Source organism: Frateuria edaphi (assembly GCF_021117405.1).
Lineage (GTDB): Bacteria > Pseudomonadota > Gammaproteobacteria > Xanthomonadales > Rhodanobacteraceae > Frateuria_A > Frateuria_A edaphi.
On the sequence record NZ_CP088251.1, the window covers coordinates 793,062 to 806,583 of the forward strand.

17 protein-coding genes are annotated in these 13,522 nt (G+C 68.7%); 7 read left to right on the forward strand and 10 right to left on the reverse strand.

What is annotated here, in order from left to right; all coding sequences use genetic code 11:
- The first annotated feature begins 6 nt into the window (after nt 1–6).
- A complete protein-coding gene (locus LQ772_RS03570; protein ID WP_231324073.1) occupies nt 7–1,188 on the forward strand; it encodes a methyl-accepting chemotaxis protein in 1,182 nt (393 codons plus the stop codon).
- Nucleotides 1,189–1,206: 18 nt separating this feature from the next.
- Nucleotides 1,207–1,506 carry an STAS domain-containing protein gene (locus LQ772_RS03575; RefSeq protein ID WP_327473266.1) on the forward strand — a complete coding sequence of 100 codons (300 nt, stop codon included), beginning with the start codon at nt 1,207–1,209 and terminating at the stop codon, nt 1,504–1,506.
- A gap of 48 nt (nt 1,507–1,554) precedes the next feature.
- Here LQ772_RS03575 and LQ772_RS03580 read toward each other — a convergent pair whose 3' ends face one another.
- Entirely contained in the window at nt 1,555–1,881 is a 327-nt protein-coding gene (locus LQ772_RS03580) for a hypothetical protein (RefSeq protein ID WP_231324077.1), read from the reverse strand.
- A 109-nt stretch (nt 1,882–1,990) separates the two neighbouring features.
- Between LQ772_RS03580 and LQ772_RS03585 the strand changes: the two genes are divergently transcribed.
- The 3 genes from LQ772_RS03585 (at nt 1,991) to LQ772_RS03595 (ending at nt 5,369) form a co-directional block, all read left to right on the forward strand.
- Complete coding sequence (locus LQ772_RS03585; RefSeq protein WP_231324079.1) at nt 1,991–2,575, forward strand: RNA polymerase sigma factor; 585 nt, start codon at nt 1,991–1,993, stop codon at nt 2,573–2,575.
- The gene (locus LQ772_RS03590) at nt 2,572–3,012 is read left to right on the forward strand and encodes a hypothetical protein (RefSeq protein ID WP_231324081.1); all 441 of its coding nucleotides are present in this window, start codon (nt 2,572–2,574) and stop codon (nt 3,010–3,012) included. Before LQ772_RS03585 ends, LQ772_RS03590 begins: the two co-directional genes overlap by 4 nt.
- 263 nt (nt 3,013–3,275) lie before the next feature.
- Nucleotides 3,276–5,369, forward strand: coding sequence for a M13 family metallopeptidase (locus LQ772_RS03595; RefSeq protein WP_231324083.1), 2,094 nt, complete (start codon nt 3,276–3,278; stop codon nt 5,367–5,369).
- A 153-nt stretch (nt 5,370–5,522) separates the two neighbouring features.
- On the opposite strand, the gene LQ772_RS03600 is transcribed toward LQ772_RS03595, so the two are convergent.
- On the reverse strand, nt 5,523–5,873 hold the full coding sequence (locus tag LQ772_RS03600) for a hypothetical protein (protein WP_231324085.1): 351 nt from the start codon (nt 5,871–5,873) through the stop codon (nt 5,523–5,525).
- A 72-nt stretch (nt 5,874–5,945) separates the two neighbouring features.
- On the reverse strand, nt 5,946–6,530 hold the full coding sequence (locus tag LQ772_RS03605; protein ID WP_231324087.1) for an NUDIX hydrolase: 585 nt from the start codon (nt 6,528–6,530) through the stop codon (nt 5,946–5,948).
- 341 nt (nt 6,531–6,871) lie between these two features.
- Here LQ772_RS03605 and LQ772_RS03610 point away from each other — a divergent pair, with 341 nt between their 5' ends.
- Nucleotides 6,872–7,909, forward strand: coding sequence for a WD40 repeat domain-containing protein (locus tag LQ772_RS03610; protein WP_231324089.1), 1,038 nt, complete (start codon nt 6,872–6,874; stop codon nt 7,907–7,909).
- 62 nt (nt 7,910–7,971) lie between these two features.
- Here the strand turns inward: LQ772_RS03610 and LQ772_RS03615 are convergent, their stop codons facing one another.
- From LQ772_RS03615 to cdd, 4 genes are all read right to left on the reverse strand, one after another.
- Nucleotides 7,972–8,343: a YciI family protein gene (locus LQ772_RS03615; RefSeq protein WP_231324091.1), complete on the reverse strand. Its 372-nt coding sequence runs from the start codon at nt 8,341–8,343 to the stop codon at nt 7,972–7,974.
- 145 nt (nt 8,344–8,488) lie between these two features.
- Nucleotides 8,489–9,394: a 5'-3' exonuclease gene (locus tag LQ772_RS03620; protein ID WP_231324093.1), complete on the reverse strand. Its 906-nt coding sequence runs from the start codon at nt 9,392–9,394 to the stop codon at nt 8,489–8,491.
- Nucleotides 9,391–9,957, reverse strand: a complete 567-nt coding sequence (locus tag LQ772_RS03625) for a nitroreductase family protein (protein ID WP_231324095.1) — start codon at nt 9,955–9,957, stop codon at nt 9,391–9,393. Before LQ772_RS03625 ends, LQ772_RS03620 begins: the two co-directional genes overlap by 4 nt.
- Before the next feature lie 128 nt (nt 9,958–10,085).
- On the reverse strand, nt 10,086–10,487 hold the full coding sequence (gene cdd, locus LQ772_RS03630; RefSeq protein ID WP_231324097.1) for a cytidine deaminase: 402 nt from the start codon (nt 10,485–10,487) through the stop codon (nt 10,086–10,088).
- 163 nt (nt 10,488–10,650) lie between these two features.
- On the opposite strand from cdd, the gene LQ772_RS03635 reads away from it, so the two are divergent.
- Entirely contained in the window at nt 10,651–11,760 is a 1,110-nt protein-coding gene (locus LQ772_RS03635; RefSeq protein ID WP_231324099.1) for an NAD(P) transhydrogenase subunit alpha, read from the forward strand.
- 88 nt (nt 11,761–11,848) lie between these two features.
- Here LQ772_RS03635 and LQ772_RS03640 read toward each other — a convergent pair whose 3' ends face one another.
- Genes LQ772_RS03640 through LQ772_RS03650 form a run of 3 tightly spaced genes read right to left on the reverse strand, consistent with a single transcriptional unit; the run spans nt 11,849 to nt 13,383 of the window.
- Nucleotides 11,849–12,382, reverse strand: coding sequence for a DUF3106 domain-containing protein (locus tag LQ772_RS03640; RefSeq protein WP_231324101.1), 534 nt, complete (start codon nt 12,380–12,382; stop codon nt 11,849–11,851).
- Nucleotides 12,383–12,385: 3 nt separating this feature from the next.
- The gene (locus tag LQ772_RS03645; protein ID WP_231324103.1) at nt 12,386–12,802 is read right to left on the reverse strand and encodes a hypothetical protein; all 417 of its coding nucleotides are present in this window, start codon (nt 12,800–12,802) and stop codon (nt 12,386–12,388) included.
- A complete protein-coding gene (locus LQ772_RS03650; protein ID WP_231324105.1) occupies nt 12,799–13,383 on the reverse strand; it encodes an RNA polymerase sigma factor in 585 nt (194 codons plus the stop codon). Before LQ772_RS03650 ends, LQ772_RS03645 begins: the two co-directional genes overlap by 4 nt.
- Nucleotides 13,384–13,522: the final 139 nt, after the last annotated feature.

Sequence of the window (13,522 nt, forward strand, 5' to 3'; positions counted from 1 at the left end):
GAACCCATGAACGCCATCCTCTCCTTCTTCCATACCCGTCACCTGGTCGGATTCTCGGCCAGCGCCGTGGCGCTCCTGGTCAGCCTGCTCTGGCACCCGGCCTGGCTTGCGCCGGTGCTGGTGATCGCGCTGGCCGCCGCCTGGATCGTCGAGGCCCGCCGCAGCGCGGCCGCCGTCGAGGCGGTCGTGCCCGAGGCGGTCGATCCCACCCCCGTGCGCGAAGCGCTGGAAGACGTGCGCAGCGCGCTGGTCGATGAACTCGGCCACGCCACCCGCGAACTGCACCAGGGCCTGGACTTGCTGCGCGACGCGGTGCAGGAGCTGGGCGGCGGCTTCGACGGCCTGTCGCAGAAGACCGGCCTGCAGCAGTCGCTGCTCAAGCAGATCATCGACGCGCAGAACGGCGGCGTCTCCGTGCAGGACTTCGCCGCGCGCACCAGCGACCTGCTGGAGCACTTCGTCGGCATGATCGTGCAGATGTCGCGCGAGAGCCTGCGCATCGTCTACCGCATCGACGGCATGGCCAAGGAAATGGACGCGGTGTTCGGCCTGCTCAAGAACGTCAACACGATCGCCGAGGAGACCAACCTGCTGGCGCTCAACGCCTCGATCGAGGCGGCGCGCGCGGGCGAGTCCGGCCGCGGCTTCGCGGTGGTGGCGGGCGAGATCCGCAACCTGGCCAGCAACTCCAACCAGTTCAACGAGCAGATCGGCAGCCACGTCGAGCGCGCCCGCGCCGCGATGGAGCAGTTGCGCGGGCTGGTCGGCACGATGGCTTCGCAGGATCTGAACGTCGCGCTGTCGGCCAAGGGCGGCATCGACGCGATGATGGCGCACGTCACCGAGTCGGACGCGCGCACCAATGCGGTCGCCGACCAGGTGGTCGAGATCAACCGCGGTCTGGGCTCCGACGTCTCCACCACGATCCGCTCGCTGCAGTTCGAGGACATCCTGAGCCAGCTGCTGCAACAGACCCGCTCGCGCCTGGTCGAGCTGCAGGAAATCACCGCCGACTGCACCCGCGACATCGAGGAGCTGGCCTGCAGCAGGATCGACGCGGCGGCGCTGGAGGCCCGCGCCCAGCGCGTGCGCGCCCGCCTGGCCGTGCAGCGGGAGAAGGCCCGCCTGCGCTCGCGCGGCCCGGCGCTGCAGAGCTCGATGGACGCCGGCGAGATCGAACTTTTCTAAGGAACCTGGGCCATGAGCATCAACGTCCACCACGACAGCGACACCGACTGCCTGACCCTGCACCTGGGCGAGCACTTCGACTTCAGCATGCACCGCGACTTCCACGACGCCTGCCTGGGCTCGGGCCTCAAGGCGCGCAGCTACGTGATCGACCTGGGCGAAGTCACCCGCATGGACAGCTCCGCGCTGGGCATGCTGCTGCTGCTGCGCGAACACGCCGGCGCCGACCGCGCCGAGATCCGCATCGTCAACGCCCGCGACGAACTGCGCGGCACGCTGCGCGTGGCCGGCTTCGACAAGCTGTTCGTGCTGCACTGAGACGTGTAGCACCCTCTCCCCGGAAGGGAGAGGGTGCAGGGCGGGGAATCAGATCAGTTTCCGCGCAATCCCGTAGAACACCAGATTGCCCAGGCCGGTTGCACCGGCCAGCACGGCAACCATGCCGGGAGTCAGGTCGCGCCAGCCGAACGCCTGGATCAGGCCGAAACCGACCGCCAGCGCCACCAGCACGATGCCCCAATGCAGCGAGGAATGCCGCCGACGCAACTCGTCGCCCTCCAGCACCGAGCGCACCAGCCCCTCCGAACCGCCCACGGTCACCATCTGCCGGCGTACCCGCGCGTCGACGATCGCCTTGATGGCGTAGGCGATGCAGACAAACAGCGTGATGGGAATGAGGATCTCGAAATTCACGGTCGTGCTCCTGTGGTGATGGGTTCGCCACAAGAGAGACGGCCACTGTTCGGCCGGTTGCACTCCCGGCACTTGCAACCGTTTGGCCCTCGCGCGTATCCCAGTGGCGATGGACGAGCGCTCTGAAACCAGCCTGGACCGCGACCTGGTCGATGCCGTGTTGCGCGGCGCGCCCGGCGCGTTCGAGCGTCTCGTGCGTGCCTACCAGGGCCTGTGCTGGCACATCATCTACCGCATGGTCCGCCACCCGGAAGATGCGCGTGAGCTGTGCCAGGAGACCTTCCTTCGGGTGCACCAGTGCCTGCACCAGTACCGCTACGAGAGCGCGCTGAAATCCTGGATCGGGCAGGTCGCCTATTCGATCGCGCTGCGCCACCTGCAGCGCAAGCGCATCCCGTTGTTCGAGCCGGCCGCGGACGAAGATGCCACCTCGCCGCTGGAAAACCTGGGCGGGGATTTCGACCTGGAACAGGCGTTCGGCGACGCGCAGGTCGCGCGCCGCCTGCACGCCGCCATCGATGCGCTGCCGCCGGTGCAGCGCACGGTGCTCACGCTCTACCATCTGGAGGAGGCCAGCATCCCGGAAATCGGGACGATCACCGGCCTGGCCTCCGGCACCATCAAGAGTCACCTGTTCCGCGCGCGCCTGCGCCTTCGTGGCGTACTGGAAAGCCCGCTGGGAGTCGCCGTATGAACCACGATCCGCGTTTGTCCCCCCTGGAAGAGTACGAGTGGTCCTTGCAGGAACGGGCGCTGGCCGACCAGCGCGCAGGCCTGGACCCCACGGATGGTGATGCGTCCTTGGGCACCTACCGCCTGATGGCACAGCTGCTTGCGCAGCCATCGGCGGACCAGCTGCCCGCCGATTTTGCCCGGCGCGTGGCGCGGCAGGTGCAGCCGAGTGCGCGCCTGGATACCCGCCTGGAACGCCGCCTGCTCGCGCTGCTCGTCGCAGCGATGGCCGTGGGAGGGCTGGCCGTCGTCGCCCTCTACGGCGGCGCGTGGCTGCCCGCGCTCGACCAGGGCGTGCTCGGTGCATTGCTGGCCAAGCCCTGGGCCTGGGTCCTGGTGGCCTGCCTGGGCCTTTCCCGCATCTCCCGGCACTGGCTGTACCACGGCGAGCCTGCCTGACCTTGCCACGCTAGCTGCTGCGCCCTCTCCCCTCCGGAGAGGGGGCCGGATGTGGGGGCTTGCGGAAAGCCGCCCCAGCCTTTGTCGGAGCCCTGCGTGGGCCGTACCTTCGGCGACCGGCGACGCACGGATCGCCTCGCAAGCGGCCTCCTACGGACGCGCGCCTGCCCCCGGGCACCCGCTTGACTAGCCCAGAGGTCATGCACACCCCTTTGCCGGTTCGCGGCTATCGTGGGCGCCTGTTTCGGCGTGGAGCGAAGGCTATGCAAGCGATGCGATGGATGGTGGCGACCGCACTGCTGTGCGGTTCGGCGGTGAGCGCGGGGGCGTTCGCGGCGGCAGCCCAGCAGGGCAAGGCGCCGGCGGGGATTCCGGCCGGTGGCGCGATGGGCGTGGACCTGGCCGGCATGGATCACTCGGTCAAGCCGGGCGACGATTTCGACAATTTTGCCAATGGCACCTGGCGCAAGAACGCGGTGATCCCCGCGGACCGCGCAAGCACCGGCATCTTCCTGCAGGTGTTCCAGAAGGCCGAGAAGCGCAACGCGCAGATCATCCGCGAGGCCGGCGCCGGTCATCCGGCCGCGGGCAGCGACCAGCGCAAGATCGCCGACTACTACGCCGCCTTCATGAACGAGGCGGCGATCGAGAAGGCGGGCCTTACGCCACTAAAGCCGGAGCTGGACAGGATCGACGCGATCCGCAACCGCAGCGATCTCTCGCGCGTGCTCGGCGGCCAACTGCGCGCCGACGTCGACCCGATCAACGCGACCAACTGGGAGACCGAACACCTGTTCGGCCTGTTCGTGACGCAGGGCCTGGAAGACCCCTCGCACAACATCGCCTATCTGCTGCAGGGCGGCTTGGGCATGCCCAACCGCGACTACTACCTGAGCGACGACAAGGAGATGGCCGGCTTCCGCGACAAGTACAAGGCTTACATGGCCGCCACCCTGCAGCGCGCGGGCGTGGCCGACGCGCAGGCCAAGGCCGACGCCATCTTCGGATTGGAGATGAAGATCGCCAAGGCGCAGTCGAGCCTCGTCGAGAGCGAGGACGTGCACAAGGCGAACAACCCCTGGCCGGCCAGCAGCTATGCCCAGAAGGCGCCGGGCATGGACTGGAACGCCTACTTCGAGGCGGCGGGCCTCGCCGGCCAGCCGGTGGTCGACGCGTGGCAGCCGGAGGCGATCAAGGGTCTTTCCGCGCTCGTTGCCAGCGAGCCGCTCGAGACCTGGAAGGACTACCTCACCTTCCACACCATCAACGAAAGCGCTGGCCTGCTGCCCAAGGCGTACGCCGATGCCAGCTTTGAGTTCTATGGCCACACCCTGACCGGCACGCCCAAGCAGCGCGACCGCTGGAAGCGCGCGATCGGCGCGGTCAACAACGACCTGGGCGACGCGGTCGGCCAGATCTACGTGAAGAAGTACTTCCCGGCCTCGTCCAAGGCCGAAGTGCAGGACATGGTCAAGAACATCCTGGCCGCGTTCGACGAGCGCGTGGACCAGCTCGACTGGATGACCGACGCCACCAAGCAGAAGGCCAAGGCCAAGATCGAATCGCTCAAGGTGGGCGTGGGCTACCCGGAAACCTGGCGCGACTACAGCTCACTGGTGGTCAAGCCGGACGACGCGCTCGGCAACCACCTGCGCGCGGTCGAGCAGGAGTACCGCCACCAGAAGGCCAAGCTGGGCCAGAGCGTGGATCGTGGCGAGTGGTGGATGACGCCGCAGACCGTCAACGCGGTGAACCTGCCCCTGCAGAACGCGCTCAATTTCCCGGCGGCGATCCTCGAGGCGCCGTTCTTCGATCCGAAGGCGGACGCGGCGGCCAACTACGGTTCCATCGGCGCGGTGATCGGCCACGAGATCAGCCACAGCTTCGACAACACCGGCGCCGAGTTCGACGCCCAGGGACGCCTGGCCAACTGGTGGACACCCGAAGACCTGGCCCACTTCAAGGCGGCCGGCCAGAAGCTGGTCGAGCAGTACAACGCCTACGAGCCGCTGCCCGGCCTGCACATCAACGGCCAGCAGACCCTCGGCGAGAACATCGCCGACGTCTCGGGCCTGACCGCCGCCTGGATCGCCTACCAGAAGTCACTGGGTGGCAAGCCGGCTCCGGAGATGCACGGGCTCAGCGGCGCGCAGCGCTTCTTCCTGGCCTTCGCGCAGTCCTGGCGCAGCAAGACCCGCGACGCGGCGCTGCGCCAGCAGATCATCACCGATGGCCACGCGCCGGGCCGCTACCGCGCGCAGACCGTGCGCAACATCGACGCCTGGTACCAGGCGTTCGATCCCAAGCCGGGCCAGAAGCTCTACCTCGACCCGAAGCAGCGCGTGCACATCTGGTAACCGCGAGCTGGCTCCCCTCCCCTCCGGGGAGGGGGAGGGGTCGTGGCTCGCTACGACTCGGCTGGCGACCCGAACCCACCTTCCTGGGAAAGACCAGAAACAAAAAAGGCCCCGATCGGGGCCTTTTTTGCTGGGGTGCATCCAGTCCGATGCTTACCAGGTACGCACGTTCGCCACGCCGGCGGTAAAGCTCTGCATGTCCGACTGGTAGCGGAACAGGCGGCCCAGGTCGAAGTCGACCGACTGGCCCGGGGCGATATTGGCGGTACCGGCCGGCCAGCCCTTCTTGCTCGCCAGCACCTTGCCGCTGGAGTCCTTGGCGTCGATGGAAATCTGCGCGGCCGCGGGCTCGGCGCAATGGTTGACCAGCTGGCCCTTGAGGCTCAGGCGGCCGCCGCTGGCGGCGATCTTGAAATCCTGCACGGCGAAGTCGGTCGGCGAGCAGGCGGCATGCGCGGCCATCGGCACGAGCAGGAACAGGGCGGAGGCGAGCAGGATTTTCATGGCGGATTCCGTGGCAGTAGGGATGTCGATAGGAGGCGACACCCTCGGGAATCGGCCGCGGCCGTAAAATCTTTAGCGCGGGTGCCCCGCCCGGGACCCAGCCTGGGCTGCGTGCTCCAGGAACCACAGTCCGGCGAACAGCTTCGGGTCGATCGAATAGCCCTCGGCGGCACGCGCGAACAGCCAGGCGCCGGCCTCCTGGCGGGGTACTTCATGGACCACGATATTCTCGCTCTCGTCTCCGCCGCCGGCGCCGACCCGGACCAGGTCGTGGGCGCGCACGAAGGCGATCATCTCGGTGCTCATGCCCGAGGAGGAGGGGCCCTCGTGGATGAATTCCACCTGCCCGCAACGGTAGCCGGTCTCTTCCTCCAGCTCGCGCGCGGCCGCCAGCAACGCGTTTTCGTCCAACTGCTCGGCCAGGTCGCCCACCAGCCCGGCCGGCATCTCGATGGTGTGCTTGAGGATCGACACGCGGTACTGCTCGACGAACAGCACGCGGTCCGCCGGCGTCACCGCCACGATGATGACCGCCCCGCCGGGATTGTTGCGCTCGGCATATTCCCAGCGTCCGCGCTTGCGCAGGCTGAGCCAGCGGCCTTCGCAGAGGGTTTCGACCGGGGCGCGGGCGTCGTCGGGGATGCGGTTGTCATTCATAAGGCTATCGGCGCAAGAAGTACGGCATGGTGCCGCGCTTGGCGTGGCCGGGCAATCGCGCCTGCTTTCGGCGGCCGAGCAGGACACCGCGACCCGATCGATGGGGCTGGCCGTGAAAATCCCTGGCGACGCGCACGGGATGGCAGGAGATCGCCTGCAACAGCTCGCCGGCGGCGCTTCCTCCGGTATCGAAGGAAGCCATTTCGTCGTGGCCGGACTCGCGCCTCGCATCCTAAACAGTGGCTTAAACGACTCTTCACGACGTGGCGCGCAGTCGAACTTCCGCGCGGGCGCCGCGGCACTCAAAAGTACGCAGATCCGCGCGGCAAAGGGAGGCGGCCATGACTCTGCAACGCTCCGTTTCGGCGCTGGTCCTAGGCCTGTGGCTTTCGACGGGAGGCCTCCACGCCCAGACCTCCCCGCGAATCGTCTGGTCCGTTCCCACGCCCAGCGGGCTCGCCAATTCCATCGTCGGGGTTGGTTGGTCGCCCGCGGGCGGGCGCATCGCCGTCGGGTCGACAGATCGCTGGGTCCGCGCGCGGGCGGCGTCGAACGGGGCCCTCCAGTGGTCGACGCTGCAGACCCCCATCGGCTCCGGTACCGCCGATCAGGCGATCTTCTCCACCGACGGCGCGATGATCGCCGCACACAACTCCGGGCAGGGATGGACCTGGCGAGTGCATCGCGCGGCGGATGGCGTGTTCGTCGGCAAGCTCGTCGGGACGTTACAGGCGAACGGCGTCGTCGCTTTTGCGCCGGACGCGCAGTTGGCCGCGTTCACAGGCGATGGCGGCTTCGATCATTGGAGCGTGGCGAGCTTTTCGACATTGAGCCTGGCCGGTACCGGTTATCAGAAGATCTCGACCAATTGGGTGTTCTCGCCGGACAACGCGCTGCAGGCTTCGGCGTCGCAAGGCACGATCACTATCCGGCGCCGCAGCGACGGCGCCGTTGTGCAGTTGATCGGCGGCGGTAACGTGCGCGGGACTACGCCCATGCAGTTCTCGCCCGACAGCATGACGCTGGCGGCGTACGTCCGCACGCCCAACGAGACGACTTTGTTCCGCGTCTCCGATGGCACGGTGTTGCGGCGGTTCACCAACCCGACGACCAATGAAGACGTGTCCTTCGTGCGCTTCTCGCCGAGCGGGACGCGGCTTGTCACGACGGGATACCAGCCATTCGAAACGCCGGAAGGCTTCGACCAACGCGGCATCATCCGGTTCTGGCGTGTGTCCGATGGCTCCCTGCGCCACTCGTTCGCGACCGGCACGGGGCTGGGCGTGACATCTCCGGTCGCATGGAACCCTGCGTTCACGCGCTTCGCATTTGGCACCTATGAGGGGAGCACCGTAGTCGCGACCGTTCCGTCGCCATGATGGCGAAAGGAACGCCACGTCGATTCGCACCGGCGCACGTCCCATCGGCTGCGTCAACGCCCTCATCGAGCCATGAAGAAATCCAGGGGGATAAGCTCGACGGCCCATCCACCTTCTTCGCCCAGCGTGGCGGCCGGGTGCATGGATGCGATGCCCAGCGCTTCGTCAAGGCTGTCCGCCTCGATGATGAAGAGGCCGCCCACCACTTCCTTCGATTCGGTGTAAGGCCCGTCGCTGACGTGCGTCCTGCCGCTGCGCGGGCGAAGTGTCCTCCAGCCGTCCAGGTCGCCGAGCGACGCGGAAACCAGCACCTTGCCGGTAGCGCGCATTTTTTCGTCCAGTGCCGGGCACTGGCTTACCAATGCCTTGACATCGTCCGGCGCCAGTTCGGCGAATTTTTCGGGGATGAAGTAGGCCAGGCCGAGGTATTTCATGGGAACTCCGTTGTCTGTGATGCACTGACGACGAAAAGCGCGCCCTGAAATCGACAATGCTCGTCAACGCGTTTGTGCCTGTCGCGGCCAGCCCGTGCGCTGCGGATCGAAAACGGGGATTGCCCCGCCATCGCGTGCGCGGACCTCAATCCGCCCCGAAGCCCGCCAGCGCTCGCAATCGCGAGCGGGTCAGCGGACCGAGGCGCAGCTGTTCGCACACCGCCTCCAGCTGTCCGTTGCCGGCTCGACGGCGCAGTGCATCGGCGGCCGGCGCGACCGGTGCATCCAGCGCGATGCGGGTGAGGCGACGGCACAACAGGGCCAGCTCCGCGTGCTCGCGCAGCCGTGCGGCGCAGGCGGCCGCGCCGCGGATGCGCAGGAAGGCGACTTCGTCGACGCGTTCCAGCAGGACGTCCAGGCTGCCGAAGTGAGCGAGCAGGGCGGCGGCGGTCTTGGCGCCGATGCCGGGGACCCCAGGGATGTTGTCCACCGCGTCGCCGCACAGCGCCAGGTAGTCGGCGACCTGGTGCGGGTGTACGCCGAGCTTCTCGTGCACGCCGGCCGGTCCCCAGCGCACGTTGCGGGCGAAGTCCCATTGTTCGTCGCGCTCGCCCAGCAGCTGGCCGAAGTCCTTGTCGGCCGAGACGATCACGCTGTCCAGGCCGTGGCCGCGCAAACTCCACAGCGCGCTGCCGATCAGGTCATCGGCCTCGTAGCTGTGGTCGATCAGCACCGTGATGCCGAGCGCCTCGGTGATCGCGCGGCAGAGTACGAACTGGCGCTCCAGGTCCGGCGGCGGCAGTTCGCGATTGGCCTTGTAGGCCGGGTAGATGGCGTTGCGGAAAGAACTGGTCAGCGAGGCATCGAAGGCCACCGCGACGTGTTCGGCGCGACTCTTTTCCAGCAGCTCGCAGAGGAAACGGGTGAAGCCGTGCACGGCGTTGACCGGACGGCCGTCGGCGTCGTGGAACTGGTCGGGCATCGAGTGCCAGGCGCGGAACACGTACAGGCTGCCGTCCACCAGGTGGACGGCGGGCGTCGCGGTGGTCATGGCGTCCACGTCGAAAGCACCTCGGCGACGGTCGGTCGTTCGCGGTCGGGCACCTCGATTTGCGGCGTGCCGACATGCACGAAGCCGATTACCCGCTCGTTGCCAGCCAGCCGCAGGATCGCGGCGACGGCCTCGTCGTAGGCCGCCCAGCCGGTCAGCCACTGCGCCCCGTAGCCCAGCGCATGCGCGCCCAGCAGCAGGTTGTAGGCCACGCAACCGGCGGCGATCTCCTGCTCGATCGGCGGGACCTTGCTGCCCGCGGTGACCCGCGCGACCACGACCAGCACCAACGGGGCGAAGGCGTAGCGAGTGCGCTCCTTCTCGCGCTTGGACTCGGACAACGCCGGGTTGCGCGCGGCAATGGCGGCCAGCTGGTCGCCGAACGCCTGCTTGGCGTCGCCGCGCAGTTCGATCAAACGGAACGGCACCAGCTTGCCGTGGTCCGGCACGCGCACGGCGGCTTCCAGCAGTGCGTGTAGTTCGGCACCCTGTGGCGCCGGCTCGCCGAGCTGGCGCGAAGGGACGGAGTGGCGCTGCATCAGCAGCTCGAGCGCAGGGGGCATGGCGGGCTCGGAAAAGGGCGGGCCGCCCATGATAGCCGCCACGGCCGGGTGAGGTCGGTGTGCGCAGGGTGGGCTTCAGACCTGCGCCCTCGCGACAGTGAGGGCGAAGCCCATCCCTCGCTCCGGGATCAGGGCAGGCGGAACGAACCGGGCAGCAGCCGTCCGACGGTGGTCTCCTCCAGCGCATCGGCGAGGTTGCCCATCAGCACCGGCATGGCCTCGTCACAGAGTTCCGCCATCACCTGCCGGCAGGCGCCGCAGGGGCTCACCGGCCCGGGCGTGTCGGCGATCACCGCCAGCTGCACGAAATCGCCAGGCCGGCAACCGGCCGCGATGGCGTTGAACAGCGCGGTCCGCTCGGCGCAGTTGCACAAGCCGTAGGAGGCGTTTTCCACGTTGCATCCCGTGAAGGTACGGCCGTCGCGGGTGGTGACGGCGGCGCCGACGCGGAAGTTCGAATAGGGCGCATAAGCCAGCTCGCGCGCTTCGCGGGCGGCGAGCATCAGCGGATCGACAACGGGAACGGGCATCGGAGTAAACATGGGATCTCCCTTGCAAAGACCCCGTGTGCGCCAGCCGTGGCACTGCCGGTGGGCCAGTCTACTGCGCCTGGCTCGGCGCCGGTCAAGCGGGCCGGTGCTTGCGGCCCTGGCCGTTGGGCTAGGATGAGCTGTCAGGTCCCGGGGGAACCGTATGGCGATCACGGTAGGCGCGTTGCGCGAGGTGGCGGCGGGCGAGCGGCGGGTGGCGATCACGCCCGAGATCGCGCGCAAGCTGCGCGGCAAGGAAGTGCGGGTGCTGCTGGAGCACGGTGCAGGGGCGGCCGCGGGCTTCCCGGATGCGACGTACGTCGATGTCGAGTTTGGCGATGCTTCGCAGGTGCTGGCGCAGTCGGACCTGCTGGCGTGTGTGTTGCCGCCGACGGACGAAGCGCTGGGCCAGTTGCGCGAGGGCGCCATCGTGGTCGGCCAGCTGCGTCCGCACGGCGCGGCCGCGCGCATCGCGGCGCTCGGCAAGCGGCGGCTCACCGCTTTTGCGCTGGAACTGCTGCCACGCACCACCCGCGCGCAAGCGATGGACGTGCTCAGTTCCCAGGCTGCGGTGGCCGGCTACCGCGCGATGTTGATCGCCGCCGAGGCCTGCCCGAAGTTCTTTCCCATGCTGACCACCGCCGCCGGGACCATCCGCCCCTCGCGCGTGCTGGTGATCGGCGCCGGTGTCGCGGGCCTCCAGGCGATCGCCACGGCGCGGCGGCTTGGCGCGCAGATCGAGGGCTACGACGTGCGGCCGGAAACGCGCGAGCAGGTCGAATCGCTGGGCGCCAAGTTCCTGGATCTCGGTGTCAGTGCCGCCGGCAGCGGCGGTTACGCGCGCGAGCTGTCGGAGGACGAGCGCCGCGCGCAGCAGCAGGCGCTGGCCGAGCATTTGAAGGTCGTGGACGTGATCGTGAGCACCGCGGCGGTGCCCGGTCGCCCGGCCCCGAAGATCCTGACGGCGGCGATGGTGGAAGGCATGAAGCCGGGCGCGCTGATCGTGGACCTCGCCGCCGAGAGCGGCGGCAACTGCGAGCTGACCCGGCCGGGCGAGCGCGTGGATCATTCCGGGATCACCATCCTCGGTCCGCTGAACCTGCCGGCTGGTGCACCGTTGCATGCGTCGGAGATGTACGCGCGCAACGTGTTCAACTTCGTCGAGCTGCTGTCGCGCGATGGCGCGCTGCAGCCGGATTTCGAGGATGAGCTGGTTGCCAGGACCTGCCTCACGCATGGTGGCGAACCGCGGTTTCCTGGTCAGGCGGCGTAGCCCCGCACACCCTCCGGAAGGAAGATTTCCGGACCGCCGAGCACTCAGCCCGCTCCCCACCCCAAGGGGAGGCAGGGATGGATTCCAGTCAGTGCCCTGGCGGACGCCGGGGCGGCGGAGGCGGCGCGGGCGGGGGCGGTCCCGGCGGATGCTCAAGCCCTTGCAAACGCTGTTCGATCGTCTGCGAGCGCCACTGCCGCAGCAGCCGCTCGCGCTGGTCGGGCGGCATGTGCTGGAACTGTTCGTAGGCCTCGTGCAGTCGCGCGCGCTGCTCCGGCGGCAGGCGGTGGAACTTGTGCATGTTTTCGCGGGCGCGTTCGCGCTGTTCGGGCGACATCGTCTGCCAGCGGGCGATGCGCTGACGGATCTCCTCGCGCCGGTCAGGCGGCAGGGTGACCCAGTGTTCGGCGCGCTTGAGCATGTGCGCCTGCTTGCGTGGCGACATCTCGTTCCAGTGGCCGCGCAGCGGGGCGAGCACGTCCTGCTGGGCCGGATCCAGGCTTTGCCAGGGGCGCGCAGCCGCGGGCGCGGAAGAAGCGCTGGGGGGCGGCGCGTCCTGCGCATGCAGCGGCGCCACGCCAGCCAGGGCGAGCAGCAGTGGGAGCAGTGCGAAGCGGGTCATGGGTCAGCGACGTACCTTCACGCGGTCGTTGGCGGCCAGCCAACCGTAGAAATCGAGGTTTTGATACAGCTGCGGATCGGCGATGTCGGCGTCCGGCGGCAGGTCGCTGTCGGCATCGACGGTGGTCGCCGCCGGCACCGCGCGCGAAGGCGCGTGATCCATGTTGCGCAGCGGTTGCCAGATCATCAGCGTCGCCAGCGCGAGCACCGCGAAGGCGCCGGCCGGCAGCAGCAGGCGCGGTACCAGTTTTGCGGGCGCCGGTCGCGCGGCGTCCAGCGCCTGCCGGCGCGCGGCGCGCAGGCGGCCGGCGGTGGCCGGGTCGAGTTGCCGGCTGGCGTCCAGGTACAGCGCGCGGGCGCGCCGGGCCAGCTTGTCGGGATCGGGCCTGTCAGGACGGGACTTGTCGGGATCGGGCGTCATTGCCAGTCCTCCAGTTGGTCGCGCAGGTGGTGCATGGCGCGCGAAAGGTGGGTTTTCACGCTGCCTTCGGAGCAGCCCATCGCCTGGGCGGTCTGCGCCACGTCCAGGCCTTCGAGCATGCGCAGCAAGAACGCTTCGCGCTGGCGCTGCGGCAGGCGTTGCACCGCGGCGGAGATGTCGGCCCAGGACTGGCTGTCGTGCAGCCGCTGCAGTGGGCTCGGGCCGTTGTCGGGCGGCTCCCACGCGGGCAGGTCCTCACCGTCGTCGTCGCGTCCACCAAGCCAGCCGACCACGATCGAGCGCACCTTGCGGCGACGCTGCAGGTCCACGATCCGCCGGCGCAGGATGCCCCAGAACAGCGGCGTCCATTCCTGTGCGGGCTTGTCCCGGTAGCTCCTGACCAGCCGCAGCATGGCGTCCTGTACCGCGTCGAGCGCGTCCTCGCGGTGGCCCAGCTGCAATTCGGCCAGGCGGAAGGCGCGGCGTTCCACGTCGGCCAGGAACGCGTCCAGCGTCGCCGGCACGGCGCGTTCCTGGGGCACCAGCAGGTCGCTGTCCAGGGTGCCTGCAAGGCTGTTCATGGCATCGAGATCCGCGTCATCGGCTCGCTGGCCCGGTTCCGGTTCGGTCGGATGCTTCAACGCGGCAGGCTCGCACGGGTTGACGCGCGACCGTATGATGCGGTCACAACCGCTCGAAGGGGCGCGCGGACAGGGGAAG